General features: G+C 73.1%; 17 protein-coding genes and 1 pseudogene. 15 read left to right on the top strand and 3 right to left on the bottom strand.

What is annotated here, in order from left to right; translation table 11 throughout:
- Positions 1 to 17: 17 nt before the first annotated feature.
- Complete coding sequence (locus AC27L3_RS07650) at positions 18 to 623, top strand: dihydrofolate reductase family protein (protein ID WP_487233239.1); 606 nt, start codon at positions 18 to 20, stop codon at positions 621 to 623.
- A gap of 317 nt (positions 624 to 940) precedes the next feature.
- On the opposite strand, the gene AC27L3_RS07645 is transcribed toward AC27L3_RS07650, so the two are convergent.
- Complete coding sequence (locus tag AC27L3_RS07645; RefSeq protein ID WP_487233238.1) at positions 941 to 1,345, bottom strand: pyridoxamine 5'-phosphate oxidase family protein; 405 nt, start codon at positions 1,343 to 1,345, stop codon at positions 941 to 943.
- Between the two features lie 170 nt (positions 1,346 to 1,515).
- On the opposite strand from AC27L3_RS07645, the gene clpB reads away from it, so the two are divergent.
- Together clpB and AC27L3_RS07635 are read left to right on the top strand one after the other, a co-directional pair.
- Positions 1,516 to 4,182, top strand: coding sequence for an ATP-dependent chaperone ClpB (gene clpB / locus AC27L3_RS07640; RefSeq protein ID WP_487233237.1), 2,667 nt, complete (start codon positions 1,516 to 1,518; stop codon positions 4,180 to 4,182).
- Positions 4,183 to 4,260: 78 nt separating this feature from the next.
- Entirely contained in the window at positions 4,261 to 4,794 is a 534-nt protein-coding gene (locus AC27L3_RS07635) for a YbjN domain-containing protein (RefSeq protein ID WP_487233236.1), read from the top strand.
- Between the two features lie 61 nt (positions 4,795 to 4,855).
- On the opposite strand, the gene AC27L3_RS07630 is transcribed toward AC27L3_RS07635, so the two are convergent.
- Complete coding sequence (locus AC27L3_RS07630; protein WP_487233235.1) at positions 4,856 to 6,061, bottom strand: hypothetical protein; 1,206 nt, start codon at positions 6,059 to 6,061, stop codon at positions 4,856 to 4,858.
- A 277-nt stretch (positions 6,062 to 6,338) separates the two neighbouring features.
- On the opposite strand from AC27L3_RS07630, the gene AC27L3_RS07625 reads away from it, so the two are divergent.
- The 3 genes from AC27L3_RS07625 (at position 6,339) to AC27L3_RS07615 (ending at position 10,022) form a co-directional block, all read left to right on the top strand.
- The gene (locus tag AC27L3_RS07625) at positions 6,339 to 7,535 is read left to right on the top strand and encodes an aminotransferase class I/II-fold pyridoxal phosphate-dependent enzyme (RefSeq protein ID WP_487233234.1); all 1,197 of its coding nucleotides are present in this window, start codon (positions 6,339 to 6,341) and stop codon (positions 7,533 to 7,535) included.
- A gap of 331 nt (positions 7,536 to 7,866) precedes the next feature.
- A complete protein-coding gene (locus AC27L3_RS07620; protein WP_487233233.1) occupies positions 7,867 to 8,385 on the top strand; it encodes a DUF2617 family protein in 519 nt (172 codons plus the stop codon).
- A gap of 119 nt (positions 8,386 to 8,504) precedes the next feature.
- Positions 8,505 to 10,022 (top strand): polyamine aminopropyltransferase, encoded by a 1,518-nt coding sequence (locus tag AC27L3_RS07615; protein ID WP_487233232.1) that lies wholly within the window; start codon positions 8,505 to 8,507, stop codon positions 10,020 to 10,022.
- A 21-nt stretch (positions 10,023 to 10,043) separates the two neighbouring features.
- Here AC27L3_RS07615 and AC27L3_RS07610 read toward each other — a convergent pair.
- A pseudogene (locus AC27L3_RS07610) lies at positions 10,044 to 10,349 on the bottom strand (helix-turn-helix transcriptional regulator); the annotation flags it as partial.
- A gap of 215 nt (positions 10,350 to 10,564) precedes the next feature.
- Between AC27L3_RS07610 and AC27L3_RS07605 the strand changes: the two are divergent.
- The 9 genes from AC27L3_RS07605 to kynU all read left to right on the top strand — a co-directional run bounded on the left by AC27L3_RS07605 (position 10,565) and on the right by kynU (position 18,826).
- A complete protein-coding gene (locus AC27L3_RS07605; protein WP_487233231.1) occupies positions 10,565 to 11,215 on the top strand; it encodes an NAD(P)-dependent oxidoreductase in 651 nt (216 codons plus the stop codon).
- A gap of 78 nt (positions 11,216 to 11,293) precedes the next feature.
- Entirely contained in the window at positions 11,294 to 12,094 is an 801-nt protein-coding gene (locus tag AC27L3_RS07600; RefSeq protein WP_487233230.1) for an SRPBCC domain-containing protein, read from the top strand.
- 32 nt (positions 12,095 to 12,126) lie between these two features.
- A complete protein-coding gene (locus AC27L3_RS07595) occupies positions 12,127 to 12,906 on the top strand; it encodes an aldose epimerase family protein (RefSeq protein WP_487233505.1) in 780 nt (259 codons plus the stop codon).
- A gap of 4 nt (positions 12,907 to 12,910) precedes the next feature.
- On the top strand, positions 12,911 to 13,456 hold the full coding sequence (gene pyrE, locus AC27L3_RS07590) for an orotate phosphoribosyltransferase (RefSeq protein ID WP_487233229.1): 546 nt from the start codon (positions 12,911 to 12,913) through the stop codon (positions 13,454 to 13,456).
- Positions 13,457 to 13,588: 132 nt separating this feature from the next.
- On the top strand, positions 13,589 to 14,611 hold the full coding sequence (fbaA, locus tag AC27L3_RS07585) for a class II fructose-bisphosphate aldolase (protein WP_487233228.1): 1,023 nt from the start codon (positions 13,589 to 13,591) through the stop codon (positions 14,609 to 14,611).
- 86 nt (positions 14,612 to 14,697) lie between these two features.
- Positions 14,698 to 16,218 (top strand): MFS transporter, encoded by a 1,521-nt coding sequence (locus tag AC27L3_RS07580; protein ID WP_487233227.1) that lies wholly within the window; start codon positions 14,698 to 14,700, stop codon positions 16,216 to 16,218.
- Positions 16,219 to 16,222: 4 nt separating this feature from the next.
- Positions 16,223 to 16,636: a DUF3151 domain-containing protein gene (locus tag AC27L3_RS07575; RefSeq protein WP_344438624.1), complete on the top strand. Its 414-nt coding sequence runs from the start codon at positions 16,223 to 16,225 to the stop codon at positions 16,634 to 16,636.
- Positions 16,637 to 16,788: 152 nt separating this feature from the next.
- Positions 16,789 to 17,616, top strand: coding sequence for a tryptophan 2,3-dioxygenase family protein (locus AC27L3_RS07570; protein ID WP_487233226.1), 828 nt, complete (start codon positions 16,789 to 16,791; stop codon positions 17,614 to 17,616).
- Entirely contained in the window at positions 17,609 to 18,826 is a 1,218-nt protein-coding gene (kynU, locus tag AC27L3_RS07565) for a kynureninase (RefSeq protein WP_487233225.1), read from the top strand. The genes AC27L3_RS07570 and kynU overlap by 8 nt, the downstream gene beginning before the upstream one ends.
- Positions 18,827 to 18,937 lie beyond the last annotated feature (111 nt).

Genomic DNA, 18,937 nt, shown 5'->3' with positions numbered 1-18,937 from the left:
CAAGGAGTGGTCAAGGTATGCGCAAGCTCGTCTACTACGTCGCCGTCACCCTCGACGGGCGCATCGCCGGCCCCGGCGGTGAGTACGACTTCTTCCCCCAGGGCGACGAGAAGCAGGCAGCCGCCTACTCCGCCTGGATCAACACGCTGTACCCCGAGACCGTGCCGACCGCCTTCCGTGCCGCGTTCGGCGTGGCCGACGCGCCCAACCGGCACTTCGACACCGTCCTGATGGGCCTGGGTGCGTACCGCCCCGGCTTGGACGCGGGCATGACGAGCCCGTACGCGCACCTGCGCCAGTACGTCGTCTCCAGCACGCTGCAGGCCGACATCGACCCGGCCGTCACGGTCGTGCCGGGCGATCCGCTCGCGCTCGTGCGCGAGCTCAAGCGGGAGGAGGGGACGGAGCTGGGCATCTGGCTCTGCGGCGGCGGCAAGCTGGCGGGTGCGCTGCTGCCCGAGATCGACGAACTGGTGATCAAGACGTATCCGGTCGTCGCCGGCGACGGGATCCCGGCCTTCGACGGTGCCTTCGACCCGACGGTCTTCGACGTCGCCGAACGCACGGCCTTCCCCAACGGCGTGACCCTCACCCACCTGACCCGCCGCGTCCTGGACAACTAGCCCCTGCGGCGCTTCGCCCGACTGCAGGCCGTCAGTGGCTGATCGCGCAGTTCCCCGCGCCCCTACGGGGCGCTGCCTGTCCGCCGGACAGGTCTTTGTCGCGCGGCACCCACGGCGCCCTATAGGGGCGCGGGGAACTGCGCGACAGGCCACGATGCGCCCGCAGGTGCGGTGTCGGCTGCAGGCCGTCGGTGGCTGATCGCGCCCACGCGGCGGCAGCCGCAGATCGGCACTGGCCCGCGCCCCTACGGGGCGCTGCCTGTCCGTCGGGCAGGTCTTCGTCGCGCGGCACCCCGCGCCCCTGACGGCGCAGGTCGTCAGCCGCGGCCCAGGGCTCGGGTGACGGTGATTTCTATGAGGACCCGGTCCGGGTTGGGGGAGGGGACTCGGCCGTAGCGCTCCGCGTAGCGGCGTACCGCGTCGTCCACCGCGTCCGCCTCCGTGCGGACGATCGCGCGGCCCTCCAGCGTGGCCCAGCGCCTGCCCTGGTGCTGGGCCACGGCGACGCGGGCGCCGGCGGGGCCGGCGGCCTGGACGTTGGCGACCTTGCGGCTGCTCTTGTTGCAGATGACCCGGGCGGTGCGGGTGGCCGGGTCGAAGGTGACGCCGACCGGGACGACGTGCGGGGAGCCGTCGGGGCGCAGGGTGGTCAGCGTGCACACGTGCCGCTCCTGCCAGAAGCTGAGGTAGGCGGCGTCGAGGGCGTCGAGGTCGAGGGCCATGCGGCCAGGTTAGGTCAGGGGCGGCCGCGCCGAGGGGCGCGCCCGTCCGGGTGTGCGCTGCACTTTTCGGGTGAGGGGGCTGCCTCTGTCGGGTTGAGTGGAATAGACTCAACTTATCGCACGTTGCTCCAAGCAATGCTGCCGTTCGGACAGGAGGAGGAGCGCAGGCCGTGGATGCCGAGCTGACGAACAAGAGCCGGGAGGCGCTCAGCGCCGCCAACGACCGGGCCGTCACGGCGGGCCACGCCGACATGACGCCGGCGCATCTGCTGCTGGCGCTGCTGGCCGGCCGGGACAACGAGAACGTGATGGATCTGCTGGCCGCCGTCGAGGCGGACGCGGCCGCGCTGCGGTCGGGTGCCGAGCGGCTGCTGGCGGGCCTGCCGAGCGTGCAGGGGTCGACCGTGGCGCCGCCGCAGCCCAATCGCGAGCTGCTGGCCGCGCTGGCGGACGCCGCCGACCGCGCCCGGGACCTGGGCGACGAGTACATCTCCACCGAGCACCTGCTGATGGGCCTGGCCGCGAAGGGCGGGGCCACCGGGGAGCTGCTGGCGCGCCAGGGCGCATCGGCCGCCCGGCTGCTGGAGGCGTTCGAGAAGGTGCGCGGCGGGCAGCGGGTGACCACGCCCGATCCGGAGGGCACGTACAAGGCGCTGGAGAAGTTCGGCACGGACTTCACGGCCGCGGCGCGCGAGGGCAGGCTCGATCCCGTCATCGGGCGCGATCACGAGATCCGCCGTGTCGTGCAGGTGCTCTCCCGGCGCACCAAGAACAACCCCGTGCTCATCGGTGAGCCGGGCGTCGGCAAGACCGCCGTCGTGGAGGGCCTGGCCCAGCGGATAGTCAAGGGCGACGTCCCCGAGTCGCTGCGCAACAAGCGCCTGGTCGCCCTCGACCTGGGCGCGATGGTGGCGGGCGCGAAGTACCGCGGCGAGTTCGAGGAGCGGCTGAAGACGGTCCTGGCCGAGATCAAGGCCAGCGAGGGCCGGATCATCACGTTCATCGACGAGCTGCACACCGTGGTCGGCGCGGGTGCCGGCGGCGATTCGGCCATGGACGCGGGCAACATGCTCAAGCCCATGCTGGCGCGCGGCGAGCTGCGCATGGTCGGCGCGACGACGCTCGACGAGTACCGCGAGCGCATCGAGAAGGACCCGGCGCTGGAGCGCCGCTTCCAGCAAGTACTGGTCGCAGAGCCGTCCGTCGAGGACACCATCGCCATCCTGCGCGGCCTCAAGGGCCGCTACGAGGCGCACCACAAGGTGCAGATCGCCGACTCGGCGCTGGTCGCCGCGGCGACCCTGTCCGACCGCTACATCACCTCCCGCTTCCTGCCGGACAAGGCCATCGACCTGGTCGACGAGGCCGCCTCCCGGCTGCGCATGGAGATCGACTCCTCGCCCGTGGAGATCGACGAGCTCCAGCGCGCGGTCGACCGGCTGAAGATGGAGGAGCTGGCGCTGAACAACGAGTCGGACGAGGCCAGCAAGGAGCGCCTGGCCAAGCTGCGCCGCGACCTGGCCGACAAGGAGGAGGAGCTGCGGGGGCTGACCGCCCGCTGGGAGAAGGAGAAGCAGTCCCTCAACCGGGTCGGTGAGCTCAAGGAGCGCCTGGACGACCTGCGGGTGCAGGCCGAGCGCGCCCAGCGCGACGGCGACTTCGACACCGCCTCCAAGGTGCTCTACGGGGAGATCCCCGGCGTCGAGCGGGAGCTGGAGGAGGCCGCGCGGGCCGAGGCGGAGGCCGAGCAGGAGGCCGCCGAGAAGGACCTGATGGTCAAGGAGGAGGTCGGCCCGGACGACATCGCGGACGTCGTCGGCTCCTGGACGGGCATTCCGGCCGGCCGCCTGCTGGAGGGCGAGACGCAGAAGCTGCTGCGCATGGAGGAGGAGCTCGGCAAGCGGCTGATCGGGCAGGCGGAGGCCGTCCGGGCGGTCTCGGACGCCGTGCGGCGCAGCCGGGCCGGCATCGCCGACCCCGACCGGCCCACCGGCTCGTTCCTCTTCCTGGGCCCGACCGGCGTGGGCAAGACGGAGCTGGCCAAGGCGCTGGCCGACTTCCTCTTCGACGACGAGCGGGCCATGGTCCGCATCGACATGAGCGAGTACGGCGAGAAGCACTCGGTGGCCCGCCTGGTCGGTGCCCCGCCCGGCTACGTCGGCTACGAGGAGGGCGGCCAGCTCACGGAGGCGGTGCGCCGCCGGCCGTACAGCGTGATCCTGCTGGACGAGGTGGAGAAGGCCCACCACGAGGTCTTCGACATCCTGCTGCAGGTGCTCGACGACGGGCGGCTCACGGACGGCCAGGGACGGACGGTCGACTTCCGCAACACCATCCTCATCCTCACCTCCAACCTCGGCTCGGTCTTCCTGGTGGACCCGCTGCTGAGCGAGGAGCAGAAGAAGGAGAAGGTGCTGGAGACCGTCCGCGCCTCCTTCCGCCCCGAGTTCCTCAACCGCCTCGACGACACGGTCGTCTTCCACCCGCTGGGCACCGGGCAGCTGGAGCGCATCGCCGAGATCCAGATCGGTCACCTGCAGCGACGCCTGGCCGACCGTCGGCTCACCCTCGACGTCGACGCCGACGCCCTGCGCTGGCTGGCCCGGTTGGGGCAGCCGGAGGAGGCCGGCGCCGCGCCGGACCTCAGCTACGGCGCCCGTCCGCTGCGCCGCCTGGTGCAGACGGCCATCGGCGACCGGCTGGCCCGGGCGATCCTCGCGGGCGAGGTGCGCGACGGCGACACGGTGGGGGTTTCGGTGGCGGACGGCGGGAAGGAGCTCACCGTCACCCCCGTCCGCGCCGCCGCACGTCAGGAGGCCGCGGCGAAAAGCCTGTGACATACGGCGAGGCGGGGGTACCAGCGCCCGCCCGTGATGGGGGAGGATGGCGGGAGACCGTACGAAGGGAATTTAACGGTGAGCATCGACCCGTCCTCGATTCCGAATTTCGGGGGCCAGCCCGAACCGCAGCCTGAGGCGGGCCCGACCGGCCCCGTCATCCCCGACCAGGACCTGATCAAGCAGCTCCTCGAGCAGATGGAGCTGAAGTACGTGGTGGACGAGGAGGGCGACCTCGCCGCTCCGTGGGAGCAGTTCCGCACGTACTTCATGTTCCGCGGCGAGGCGGAGCAGCAGGTCTTCTCCGTGCGCACGTTCTACGACCGTCCGCACGCCATCGAGGAGAAGGGCAAGATCCTCGAGGTCGTCGACGACTGGAACCGTCGCACCCTGTGGCCGAAGGTCTACACCCACACCCACGACGACGGCACCGTCCGCCTGATCGGCGAGGCGCAGATGCTGATCGGCGTCGGCGTGGCGCTGGAGCACTTCGTCTCCAGCACGGTCAGCTGGGTGCGCGCCTCGATCGAGTTCGACAAGTGGCTCGCGGAGCAGCTCGGCCTGGAGGCCGACTTCGAGTCCGGCGACGACAAGCCGGACGACGAGGCCTGAGCCCCGCTCTTCCCATCGGGACCTGCTTCACACCGGGACCTGCCTCGGATCGGGACCCGCTTCACATCGGGACCCTGGCGACCGTCAGCAGGTACGTCCCGTAGAAGAACGACAGCCCGGCCAGCGCGGCCGTCGCCAGGGCGGCGGTGCGCGGCCGGGCTCTCGCCATGGCCAGCGCGGCCGGCAGCAGCAGCGGGAACGCCGGCAGCAAAAAGCGCGGCTTGGAGGCGAAGTAGCTGGAGCCGCCGACCGCGATGACGACGAGCACCAGCACGTACACCAGCAGGGCGGCCGGCGGCCGGTCCAGGGCCAGCAGCACCAGCGCGAACAGCGCCACGACCAGGATCAGCAGCGTGGCGTAGTACGCCAGGGAGTCCCGCCCGACGATCAGGTGCCGCACGAAGCCGAAGGCGTTCTGGCCGAAGTCGAAACGCGAACCCCACAGCCGCTGCACCTCGAAGTAGCCCAGCACCCCGTGCCCCGAGCGCAGGCCCGCCCACAGCACGTATCCGGCCCAGCCCAGGGGCGCCAGCAGTGCCCCCGCCCACAGCCGTACGTCGGTGCGGGCGCGCGGATCGCGCCACAGGGCGAGCGCGGCGGCGGTGCACACGGCCGCGGCCACGGCGACCCCGTTGGGCCGCGACAGCCCCGCGGCCAGGGCCAGCACGCCGGCCGCCAGTCTGCGCCCGGTGAGCACCGCGTACAGCGCCCAGGCGGCGAGCGCGGTCATCAGCGACTCGGTGTAGGCCATCGTCTGCACGATGGCGTGCGGCAGCAGCCCCCACAGCAGCACCAGCGCGGTGGCCACCCGGCGCCCGTACAGGTGCTCGCCCACCGCGTACAGCCCCCAAGCGGCGGCCAGCGCCGAGACCCCGGAGACCAGCAGCCCGGCGGTGACGGGCGTGATCGGCAGCACGGTTGTCAGGGCCCGCACGAGGCCGGGGAAGAGGGGGAAGAAGGCGAGGTCGTTGAAGACGACGCCCTTGCTGGTGGGGGAGGGCACGACCAGGCCGTAGCCGTGCCGGGCGATGCCCGCGTACCAGATGCCGTCCCACAGGTGGCCCAGCAGCGTGCGCGGGTGCTTGCCGATCCACAGGGCCCAGGCGGCCATGGCGATGGTGCCGGTCATCCGCACCACCGCGTACAGCCCGAGCGCGGGCAGGGCCCGGTCGAAGGCCAGGAGCACCCGGTCCCTGCGCGGGCGGCGCTCCTCCGGGGCGCGGCGCGGCTCCGGAGCCCGTACGGGCGCGGCGGCGTCGGCGGACACGGGGGCACCTCCGGTGCGATGCGGGGGGCTGCTGACGTGACGATCCGGGCATACCGACCATGTCGCGCGCGCCTCGCGCGCGCGACCGGGAAACGCCCGTAAGCGGTGCCCCTTCCACCCGCTCGGCGGCACCCGGGCGTGTCGCGCCCCGCGCCCCGCGGCCCGTGTGCTGCGGCGACCCCTGGGGCGCGCGGGCGGGCCCGCCTATGGTGATCCCGACGACGCCGGCCCGGGCGATCCCCGACGGCCGGTGACCGGACGATCCAGGGGAGTGGGCATGACGACGGCCGGAAGCGGTACGGGCAGGGGCGCGCGGGCCCGCGCGGCGCAGCGGGTGCAGGGCACGGGGGTGTCGGTCTTCACGGAGATGACGGAGCTGGCCAGGAGCACCGGGGCGGTCAACCTGGGCCAGGGCGTGCCCGAACTGGACGCGCCCGCGGTCCTGCTGCGCGACGTGGCCGACGCGGTGCTCGCCGGCGCCAACCAGTACCCGCCCGCGTACGGCTTCCCCGCCCTGCGCGAGGCGGTGGCCGCACACCAGCACCGGCGCTACGGGCTGGACTACGCGCCCCAGGGCGAGGTGCTGGTGACCACCGGGGCCACCGAGGCGCTGGCGGCGTGCCTGCTCGCGCTGTGCGATCCCGGCGACGAGGTGCTCGCCTTCGACCCCTGCTACGACGCCTATCCGGCCGTGGCCCGCTTCGCGGGGGCGCGCCTGGTGCCCGTGCCGCTCGCGGAGGACGGCGAGCGCTTCGTGCTGGACGCGGACGCCCTGCGCGGCGCCGTCACCGCCCGTACGCGCGTGCTGGTGCTCAACACCCCGCACAACCCCACGGGCAAGGTCTTCACCGCCGCGGAGCTGGAGACGATCGCGCAGGTGTGCCAGGAGCACGACCTGGTGGTGGTGACGGACGAGGTGTACGAGCACCTGGTCTACGACGGTGGCGTGCACCGCACCATCGCCGCGCTGCCGGGCATGCGGGAGCGCACGATCACCGTCTCCTCGGCCGGCAAGACCTTCAACGTCACCGGCTGGAAGGTCGGTTGGGTGTGCGGCCCGGCGCCGCTGGTCGGTGCGGTGGCGGCGGCGAAGCAGTTCCTCACCTACGCCTCGGGCACGCCGTACCAGGAGGCGCTCGCGCGGGCCCTGGGGGGCGTGGAGGCGTGGGCGGGGGAGCTCAGGGAAACCCTGCGCCGTAACCGCGACCTGCTGACCGAGGGGCTCGACCGGGCCGGGCTGCGGCCCTACCGGGCGGAGGCGGGCTATTTCGTCCAGGCCGACATCCGCGCGTGGGGGTACACGGACGGCGTGCAATTCTGCCGTGAACTCCCCACGCGCGCCGGGGTGGTGGCAATTCCCACGTCCGCCTTCCAATTGCGCCCGGGCGCCCCGGCCCACTGGGTGCGTTTCTCCTTCTGCAAGCAGGAGAAGTCAGTGGTCGCGGCGGTCGAGAAGCTCGTGAACGCGGTCTGAACGCCATTCCCGTGAACGTGTGTGCGCCGGTCTGTTGAACATTTGAACTGTATGGCCCTCGCGTGGATGGAAACTTGCAGATGATGGGTAAAACTGCTGTGGGCACCGCTGCACTCGTGATTCCCTTTCATTCAGAGCCACGTTGAGAGCACCTCCCCGGATTCCCCGGGCTCGCGGAGGTACAAGGATCCCTCCACCGGAACGGAGCCGAGGACCTCAAATGTGGGCATGAGCCGGCGCACCTCGACGGGACACCGCGGCGGAACCACTCGCCGGTGTCCATCGGGACCGGGCCGGCCCACCCTCCACTGCTCGCTCGCGGAGCCGACCCATGCTCACCACCCTCAAGACCACCTACACCGACACCCGCGCCGCCGACCTCGCCTGGTGCCTGGGGAAGGAACCCCTTCCCGCGCTGGCGGTGCTCGACCTGCAACTGGCGGACTCCACCGTCCAGTTGCGCCTGCTCGGCGCCTCCCATCAGGTCATACTCACCGAGGAGGCAGGCGTCTGCTCCGAGACGGTCGCCTGCATACCCGGCAGCCAGACCCCCCTGCCGCTGGGGGTCGCCAAGCGCGTGGGGGCGTGGGAGTACGAGTTCGCGGCGCGCGTGGAGACGCTCACGCGCTGCTCGTTCACCGGACGCGCCCAGGAACTGCTCGCCCTGGTCGCCGACCACCCCCACGGGCTGGCCGGAACGTTTCCCGGCGATCCCAACGCCTTCACCGCCCTCCTCGCCCAGCGCAGCGACGGCCAGATCGGCTGGCGCACCTGGCACGCCTATCCGCAGGAAGGCAGACTCGTGGCCACCAGGACCCGGGTGGGGGTGCGCATGCCCGCCGCCCTGTGAGATCCGGTGACCAACGCCCCCGCGGCGGCCGGCCGAAAGACGGCCGCGTCGCGCCCGGGGCGCGCATTAAACCCTTGTGGGTGACAAGTGGGTGCTTGCTCGTGACGTAGCGTTACCGCATGGTCCACCAGCGCCCGGTACCGGCGCGGCTGCCCGTACCGGCCGGGCTCGGCCGCCTCGCCGTCCTGACCACCGTCTTCGTGTGCGCGGCCTGCGGCCTGGTCTACGAGCTCGAACTGGTCGCCCTCGCCTCGTACTTGATCGGCGACTCCGTCACCCAGGCGTCCGTCGTGCTGTCCGTGATGGTCTTCGCCATGGGCGTCGGCTCCCTGCTCGCCAAGCGGCTGCGCCGCCGGGCCGCCTTCGGATTCGCCGTCGTCGAGGCCGTCCTCGCGCTCACCGGCGGCCTGTCCGCCATGGCGCTGTACGCCTGCTTCGCCTGGTACGGCCAGGCCCGGCTCGCCCTGGTCGCCTTCTCCCTGGCCATCGGCATCCTGATCGGCGCCGAGGTGCCGCTGCTGATGACCCTCATCCAGCGCATCCGCCGCCAGGACGCCGGCGGCGCCGTCGCCGACCTGTTCGCCGCCGACTACGTCGGCGCGCTCGTCGGCGGCCTCGCCTTCCCCTTCCTGCTGCTGCCCGTCCTCGGCCAGCTCACCGGCGCGCTGGTCACCGGGGCGGTCAACGCGGTGGCGGGCGGCGCCCTGGTGCTGTGGCTCTTCCGCTGCGACCTGAGCGCCCGCGCCCGCTGGGCCCTGCTCACCGCCAACGGCCTGGTGCTGGTGGTGCTCGCCGTCTGCTCCCTGCTCAGCGGCCCCTTCGAGCGCGCCGCCCGGCACGCCGTCTACGGCGCCGACGTCCGCGTGGCCGTCCACTCCGAGGTCCAGGAGGTCGTGCTCACCGGCGGGGGCGGCAGCGGCCGCCCGGTCTCCCTCTTCCTCGACGGCCACCTGCGCGTCAGCGGCACCGACGCCTCCCGCTACCACCAGGCGCTGGTCCGCCCCGCCATGACCGGGCCGCACCACCGCGTCCTCGTCCTCGGCGGCGGCGACGGGCTGGCCGTGCGCGAAGTGCTGCGCCACCCCGGCGTCGCCTCCGTCACCGTCGTCGAGCGCGACCCGGAGGTGCTGCGCCTGGCCCGCACCGACCCCGACCTCGTCGCCCTCAACCACGGCGCGTACGACGACCGGCGCGTCCACTGCGTGACGGCCGACCCCTTCGACTGGCTGCGCGAAGGACGCTGGGCCGGCGACGGGCCGTACGACGTGGTGGTCTCCGACCTGCCCGGGCCCGGCGTGACGCCCAGCACCAAGCTGTACTCCCAGGAGTTCTACGGGCTGGTGGGCCGGGCCCTCGTGCCCGACGGCCGCATCGTCGTCCACGGCGGCGACACCGGCGACGCCGCCGGCTCCCCCACCCTGTGGACGGTCGACGAGACCGTGCGCTCCGTGGGCCTGCACACCACCCCCTACACCGCCGCCGGCCCGCCCGGGCCCGGGGAGCGGCCCCGGATCTGGGGCTTCGTGCTCGCCGCCCGGGAGCCCGTCGGCGTGCACGGCCCGGGCCTGCGGCCCTGCACCCACCGCCCGCCGGGCCTGCTGCCGTCGACCCTCATGCACCCGCGGTACGACAACTGATGCTCACTCGGTAACCGATGCTCACCCGGTGTCGTGCCGGCGCAGGGCGGCACGGAAGGCGCCCGGGGAGACGCCGGCCCGGTGCTGGAAGAACTTCGAGAAGTTCGCCGCGTCCTCGAAGCCCAGGTGCTCCGCCACCCGCACGGCCGGCAGCTCGCTGTGCGCCAGCAGCCGCTGGGCCTCCAGCATCATCCGCCGGTCGATGAACTCCTTGGCCCCGACCCCGGCCGCCGCCTGCGTCGCCCGGGTCAGGGTGCGCGGTGCGTAACCGAGCTCCCGGGCGTAGTCGGCCACCCGGTGCCGGTGTGCGAAGCCCCGCTCGACGGCGGCACCCTGCGGATGCCACAGCACCGGGCGGAAGGGGTCGTCCGCCGCGTGCGAGACGGCGGTGCCCGGCGGGGCGGCGTAGGCGAGGTCGACCAGGTCATCGTGTCGTTTTTTCACCATGAGCAGGCGCGAGCCTACCTGGCTGCGCACCCCTGGCGTGCCTAGCGTGGTCGGGGAGAACAACAGTGATTCACCGATGAACCAGGAGAGGTCCCATGGCGAAGATCGCGCTTTTCGGCGCCACCGGAACGATCGGCAGCCGCATTCTGCGCGAGGCGCTGGACCGCGGTCACCGGGTCACGGCCGTCGTCCGTGACCCGGCCAAGCTCGCCGAGCAGCACCCGGCCCTCACCGTCGTCGCCGGCGACGTCCTCGACCCCGTCTCCGTGGCGGCCGCGGCCCGGGGCCAGGACGTCGTCGTCAGCGCCGTCGGCGGCGGCGACGGCCCCGGCCACATCGCCACCATCGAACCCGCCGCGAAGTCCCTCGTCGCAGGCGTACGCCAGCTCGGCGCCGACGCGCCGCGGATCATCGCCGTGGGCGGCGCGGGCTCGCTGCGCACCCCGAGCGGCAAGCTCGTGTGGGAGCAGGAGGGCATTCCCGGCTTCCTGCTGCAGATCATGCACGCGCACGGGGACGCGCTCGCCTACTACCGCAGCATCACGGACGTCCGCTGGACCAACATCAGCCCCGCGGGCACCATCGAGCCCGGCGAGCGCACCGGCACGTACCGCACCGCGCTCAACGACCTCGTCGTCGACGCGGAGGGCAACAGCCGTATCTCCGCGGAGGACTACGCGGTCGCCCTCGTCGACGAGATCGAGAACCCGAAGCACGTGGGTGAGCGCTTCACGGTCGGATACTGACCGTCTTCCGACGGAAAGTTCGATCGGATTCGACCGGGGCGGCGCCGCTGCGGATCCCGGTGGGTAGGCTCGCATGCCATGGAGCATGAGGTGTTCGTTCCGTATCCCGTCGGTGCGGTGCGGCGGGTCCTGTCCGACCCCGCGCGCGTCGCCCGGTGCGTGCCGGGGCTGCAGCAGGACGCGTCGGCAGGCGCCGCACTCGAAGGGCGGCTGCGGCTGCGCATCGGCGGGTCCACGATCACCTACCGCGGTTCCCTGCGGCTGACCGAGCGGGACGGCTCCTACGAGGTCTGCGGCGAGGGCACCGAGGCCCGGGGCAACGGCAAAGTGACGCTCACCCTCAGCGCGCACCCGCAGGAGATGCCCGGCGGTACGCGGCTGAACTGCACCGGCTCGGTCGGTGCGGCCGGCCGCCTCACCGAATTCGACCCCAAGACGGTGGAGTCGACGGCCCGCCGCCTGTTGGACCGCTTCGCGGCGGCGCTGGCGGAGGAACTGTCACAGGAGCTGCGCGAGGAGTCCGAGGCGGACCCCTCGGGCGGTGAGCCGGAGGAGGACCTGCCGGCACCGTCGCCGGACGAGGACCTGCCCTTCGAGGACGCCGAACTCGACGGTGAGCTCGACGGTGAGCTCGACGGCGGCCTCGACGGCGGTCTCGACGACGAGGAGCCGCCGGCGGAGGCGGCGCACGCGCGCCGGACGATGATCGGCCGCAGCGCGGAGGAAGTCGACCACGCACCCCCGCGGGGGCGCTACGCGCCGGTGCCGGCCCCGGAGACGGCCTCCGGCACGGCGGTCCTGCGCTGGGCCGCCCCGGCGGCGGCGATCGCCATCGCGGGAGCGGTGGTGGTGGGGCGCGCGCTGCGCCGCAGGCGGTAGGACGACCGCCTATCGTCGAAGGCGTGACGCTCATTCATCTGGCCCGCGGCGACGCCGCCGTAACCGTCGACCCCACCAACGGCTGCCGCCTCGGCAGCCTCCGCGTCCACGGAGCGGAGCTCCTCCGGCAGGGGGAGCGCTACGGCTCCTTCCCCATGGTCCCCTGGTGCGGACGCACCGCCCACGGCCGTTTCCGCAACGGCGGCGACGTCCACCAGATGCCGCTCAACTCCGGCCCGCACGCCATTCACGGCACCGCGCGCGACAACCCCTGGCGCACGGCCCGTGCCGACGAGACCTCGGCCGTCTTCACCTATGACCTCGCCGACCCGTGGCCGTACCCGGGCCGCGTCACCCAGATGGTGGAGCTGGGCGAGGATTCCCTCACGCTCACCCTGGGCGTGGAGACGTACGGCGACTCCTTCCCGGCGCAGGCCGGCTGGCACCCGTGGTTCCTGCGCAATCTGGGCACCGGCAAGGACGCCGAGATCGCGTTCAGCGCCGCCTGGCAGGAGGAGCGGGGCGAGGACCATCTGCCCACCGGCCGCCGGATCGAGCCCCGGCCGGGCCCGTGGGACGACTGCTTCGCCATGCCGGACGGCGTGGAGGTCACGCTCACCTGGCCCGGGGTGCTGGAGCTGACGGTGGCCAGCCGGGCCGAGTGGGTGGTGATCTACGACGAGCAGGCCGAGGCGGTGTGCGTCGAGCCGCAGTCCGGTCCGCCGAACGGCCTCAACACCCACCCCCGGCTCGTCACGCCGATCGATCCGCTGGAGATCTCCACGACGTGGAGCTGGCGGGCCCTGGCCTAAGCTCATGGCCATGACCGACGTGCGTGACGCCCTGCTGCAGCAGATCAAGGACAAGGCCGTGATCCACGGCAAGGTGACCCTCTCCTCCGGCAAGGAGGCCGACTACTACATCGACCTGCGCCGGATCACCCTGGACGCCGAGGCGGCCCCCCTGGTCGGTCAGGTGATGCTGGACGCCACGGCCGACCTGGAGTTCGACGCGGTCGGCGGGCTCACGCTCGGCGCCGACCCGGTCGCCGCCTCGATGCTGCACGCCGCCCACGCGCGCGGCCGCAAGCTGGACGCGTTCGTGGTCCGCAAGGCCCAGAAGACGCACGGCATGCAGCGCCGTATCGAGGGCCCGGACATCAAGGGCCGCCGGGTCCTGGTCGTCGAGGACACCTCCACCACCGGTGGCTCCCCGCTGACCGCCGTCGAGGCGGCGCGCGAGGCGGGCGCGGAGGTCGTGGCCGTGGCGACGATCGTCGACCGGGGCGCCTCCTCCGCCATCGAGGGTGCCGGCCTGCGCTACATCACCGGCTACACCCTGGGCGACCTGGACCTCGGCTGACGTTTCACGTGAAACAGGGGTCCGCTCGTATGAGCGTGGCGGACCTCATGTGGAGTAATTCAGGGAGTCTGGGAAGATGGGGGCGACGATGACCGTCGCCCCCTTACCCGCAACACCCCAAGGAGCGGACAGATGCCCATCGCAACCCCCGAGGTCTACAACGAGATGCTCGACCGGGCGAAGGCAGGCAAGTTCGCCTACCCGGCCATCAACGTGACCTCGACGCAGACTCTGCACGCCGCCCTGCGCGGTTTCGCCGAGGCGGAGAGCGACGGCATCATCCAGATCTCCACCGGTGGCGCGGAGTTCCTGGGCGGCCAGTACAGCAAGGACATGGTCTCCGGCGCGGTGGCGCTGGCCGAGTTCGCGCACGTCGTGGCGAAGAAGTACCCGGTCAACATCGCCCTGCACACCGACCACTGCCCGAAGGACAAGCTGGACGGCTACGTCCGCCCGCTGCTCGACCTCTCCGCCGAGCGCGTCGCCAAGGGCGAGAACCCGCTGTTCCAGTCGCACATGTGGGACGGTTCGGCCGAGACCCTCGCCGACAACCTGTCCATCGCCCAGGAGCTGCTGGCCAAGGCCGCCGCCGCCAAGATCATCCTCGAGGTCGAGATCACCCCGACCGGTGGCGAGGAGGACGGCGTCTCCCACGAGATCAACGACGAGCTCTACACCACCGTCGAGGACGCCGTGCGCACCGCCGAGGCCCTCGGCCTGGGTGAGAAGGGCCGCTACCTGCTGGCCGCCTCCTTCGGCAACGTCCACGGCGTCTACAAGCCGGGCAACGTCGTGCTCCGCCCCGAGCTGCTGAAGGACCTGCAGGAGGGCGTCGCCGCCCGCTTCGGCAAGGACAACCCCTTCGACTTCGTCTTCCACGGCGGCTCCGGCTCCACCCAGGAGGAGATCCGCACCGCGCTGGAGAACGGCGTCGTGAAGATGAACCTCGACACCGACACCCAGTACGCCTTCACCCGCCCCGTCGCGGCCCACATGTTCGCCAACTACGACGGCGTGCTGAAGGTCGACGGCGAGGTCGGCAACAAGAAGGCCTACGACCCGCGCACCTGGGGCAAGCTGGCCGAGGCGAGCATGGCCGAGCGCGTCACCAAGGCGTGCGCCGACCTGCGCTCCACCGGCACCAAGCTGAAGTAACCACCGGCTCGCGCACGGGCCCGGCACCCAGGGGGTGCCGGGCCCTTCGCGTGGCCGCCTGCCGCCGTCCGAGGGACCATCGGGGCATGAGCGACCCCGTTGCCGTCGCCGAAGGACACACCGAGGGCCCCGCCGTACGCCTGGGCACCCCCACCGGGCGGGCCGTGCTGGGCACGGCCGTCCTGGGATCGGGCATGGCCCTGCTGGACAGCACCGTCGTCAACGTCGCGCTGCCGCACATCGGCCGCGACTTCGGCGTCGGCCTCGACGCCCTGCAGTGGACCGTCAACGCCTACATGCTCACCCTCGCCGGGCTGATCCTGCTGGGCGGGGCGCTCGGCGACCGGTACGGGCGGCGGCGCGTGTTCGTGCTCGGCGTCGTGTGGTTCGCGCTCGCCTCGCTGCTGTGCGGGCTGGCGCCCAGCGCCTGGGTGCTCATCGCGGCCCGGGCCCTGCAGGGCGTGGGCGGCGCGCTGCTCACCCCCGGCTCGCTCGCCCTCATCCAGTCCGTCTTCCACCCCGACGACCGGGCCGGCGCGGTGGGCGCCTGGTCCGGGCTCGGCGGCGTGGCGGCGGCGGTGGGGCCGTTCGTCGGCGGCTGGCTGGTGGACGGGCCCGGCTGGCGCTGGGTCTTCCTGATCAACCTGCCGGTGGCCGCCGTGTGCGTGCCCCTCGCCCTGCGCCACGTACCGGAGACCAGGGATCCCCGGGCCCACGGCCGCTTCGACGCCGCCGGCGCCGCCCTGGGGGCGCTCGCCCTCGGCGCCGTGACCTACGCGCTGATCGCCGCACCGGGCAACGGGGCGTCCCCCGCGGTGATCGTCCCGGCCGTCGCCGGGGTGCTGCTGGGGGTGGCGTTCGTGGTCGTCGAGCGGCGGCGGGCCGACCCCATGCTGCCGGTGTCGATCTTCCGGATTCGGATGTTCTCCGCGGTCAACGCCGTCACGCTGTTCGTCTACGCGGCCTTCAGCGGCTTCTTCTTCCTCGCCGTCATCCAGCTGCAGGTGGTCGTCGGCTGGTCCGCGCTGGTGGCCGGCACGGCGCTGCTGCCCACCACCGTGCTGATGCTGCTGCTGTCCTCCCGGGCCGGGCGGCTCGGCCAGCGCCTGGGCCCGCGCCTGCCGCTGACCTGCGGACCGCTGCTGTGCGCGGTGGGGCTGCTGCTGATGACCCGCGTCGGGGCGGGCGCGGTCTACTGGCGCGACGTGCTGCCGGCGCTGCTCGTGCTGGGCCTGGGCATGGTGATGCTGGTCGCGCCGCTCACCGCGACCGTCCTGGCCTCCGTCGACGTCGCCCGGGCCGGCCTGGCCAGCGGCATCAACAACGCCGCCGCCCGGGCCGCCGGGCTCGTCGCGGTGGCCGCGCTGCCGCTGGCGGCGGGCATGGGCGAGAACGCCTACCGGGACCCCGCCCTCTTCTCCGCGGCGTTCGACCGGGCGATGCTGTGGTGCGCGGGCGCGCTGGTGGCCGGGTCGGTGCTGGCCTGGGCGACCGTGCGCGAACCCGCCCCGCGCGCGGCGTGCCACCCCGAGTGCGCCTACCACTGCGGCGTGGGTGCGCCGCCGCTGGATCCGGGCGAGGAGCCGGGACGGACTGCGGCAGACTGAGGGCATGTCCCTTCACGAGAACCTGCTCGGTGGGCCGCCCCCCACCCACCTGCCCGACGACCCCGAGCCGCGCGAGCTGCTCGCCTCCGGCACCGCCCCCGCCGACGTCGCCGCCAAGTACCCCGCGTCCTCGCTCGCCTGGGCGCAGCTCGCCGACGAGGCGTACGAGGCCGGCCGGGTCGTCGAGTCGTACGCCTACGCCCGCACCGGCTACCACCGCGGCCTGGACGCGCTGCGCCGCAACGGCTGGAAGGGCCACGGCCCGGTGCCGTTCGAGCACGAGCCCAACCGCGGCTTCCTGCGCGCCCTGCACGCCCTCGCGCGCGCCGCGCAGGCCATCGGCGAGCAGGAGGAGTACGAGCGCTGCTCCACGTTCCTGCGCGACAGCTCCCCCACGGCCGCCGACATCCTCGGCTGAGGCGCGCCGCCGCGGCAGCGACCGGGCACCGCTCACGCCTCTTGCCGTGAGCGGTGCCCGCGGCGCACGATGCACGCAGGGGACCGGGGCTCCAGGACGAGACGGAAGGGGCGGACCGCTACCCGGGAGCAACTGTTGCCGAGGAGCACGCCATGCTGCACGCAGCCCTGCCCGCCGCCCCCCAGCTGGAGTTCGAGGGCACCACGCCGTACGAGGACTACGTCCGCGCCCAGATCCTCACCAACCTCCAGCACCCGCTGTCCGACGACCCCGGCGAGATGGTCTTCCTCGTCACCACGCAGGTGATGGAGCTGTGGTTCACCGTCGTCGTCCACGAATGGACCACCGCCGCCCGCGCCCTGCGCGCCGACGACCTGCCCACCGCGATGGACGCGCTGCGGCGCTCCACCTACGAGCTGCAGTCGCTCAACGACTCCTGGCGCCCCCTCGCGCATCTGACGCCCGCTCAGTTCAACTCCTACCGCGCCGCCCTCGGCGAGGCCTCCGGCTTCCAGTCCGCGACCTACCGGCGCCTGGAGTTCCTGCTGGGCGAGAAGTCCCCGGCCCTGCTCGTGCCCTACCGCGGCGCCCCGCGCGTGCACGCCGAACTCGAAGCCGCCCTGCACCGGCCCGGCCTCTACGACGAGGTGCTGCACTGGCTCGCCCGGCGCGGCCACGCGGTGCCCGCCGACGTCCTCGAACGCGACGTCTCCCGGCGCTACACCGCCCACCCCGCCGTCGAGGACGTCTGGCAGCGCATCTACGCCGGCGACCAGGGCAGCGACGAGTGCCGCCTCGGCGAGGCCCTCACCGAGGTCGCCGAACTCGTCTGGCGCTGGCGCAACGACCACCTCGTCGCCACCCGCCGCGCCATGGGCGCCAAGACCGGCAGCGGCGGCTCGGCAGGGGTCGCCTGGCTGGAGAAGCGCGCCGCAGGGCACGTCTTCCCCGAACTGTGGACGGCCCGCAGCCGTGTCTGACCGGCCGCTCGCCGGCGAGGCGGCCGCACGTGATGCGGCCGACCCGCTGCGCGCCCTGCGCGCGGCGTTCGCCGTCGACGACGCCGTCGCCTACCTCGACGGCAACTCCCTCGGCGCCCTGCCGCACGGCGTTGCCGAGCGCCTCGCGCACGTCGTGCGCCACGAGTGGGGGCGGCTCGGCATCCGCTCGTGGACCGAGTCCGGCTGGTGGACCGCGCCCGAACGCGTCGGCGAGCGCATCGCGCCCCTGGCCGGCGCCGGCCCCGGCCAGGTCGTCGTCGGCGACTCCACCAGCGTCAACCTCTTCAAGGCCGTCATCGCCGCCGTCCGCCTCCACGACGGCGACCGGACCCGCGACGAGATCCTCGTCGACGCCACCACCTTCCCCACCGACGCCTACATCGCCCGCTCCGCCGCCCGCCTGACCGGCTGCACGCTCCGCGCGGTGCCGGCCGGCCGGATCCCGGACGCCGCCGGGCCGCGCACCGCCGCCGCCCTGGTCAACCACGTCGACTACCGCACCGGCCGGCTCCACGACCTGCCCGCGACCACCGCCGCCCTGCACGCCGCCGGGGCGTACACGGTGTGGGACCTCAGCCACAGCGCCGGCGCCCTGCCCATCGGCCTCGACGCCCACGGCGTGGACCTCGCCGCCGGGTGCACGTACAAGTACCTCAACGGCGGACCCGGCGCGCCCGCCTTCCTCTACGTGCGCCGCGACCTGCAGGAACGCTTCGACTCACCCCTGCCCGGCTGGAACTCCCACGCCCACCCCTTCGCCATGGCCGCCGACCACACCCCCGCCCCCGGCGCCACGCGCGCCCGCTGCGGCACCCCCGACATCCTGTCCCTGCTCGCCCTGGACGCCGCCCTCGACGTCTGGGACGGCGTCCGCCTGACAGCCGTCCGGACCAAGAGCCTGGCCCTGACCGACTTCTTCCTCACCTGCATCGACGCGTACGTCCCCGCCGGGCGCGCCGTGCCCGTCACCCCCGCCGCGCACCACGAGCGGGGCGGCCAGGTGTCGCTCGCCTGCCCCGCCGACGACGCCGCCGCCGTCATGGGCGAGCTGCTGCGGCGCGGCGTCGTCGGCGACCACCGCCCCCCTGACCTGCTGCGTTTCGGCTTCGCCCCGCTCTACACGCGCTTCGCCGAGGCGGAGCGGGCGGCCTGGACCCTGGCCGCGGTGCTCCGCCGGCGCACCGCGTAGTACTTGAGACGGACCCCCGTATATCCGCTCGCAAGCTGACGACTCAGGCTTGTGGCCTGCCTACCGTTGATGCCGTGAACAAGACGTACGAGCACAACGGCCTGCGCAGCG

It is taken from the genome of Streptomyces sp. PKA51, assembly GCF_057552455.1.
This window is presented reverse-complemented; position numbering and strand designations above follow the sequence as displayed.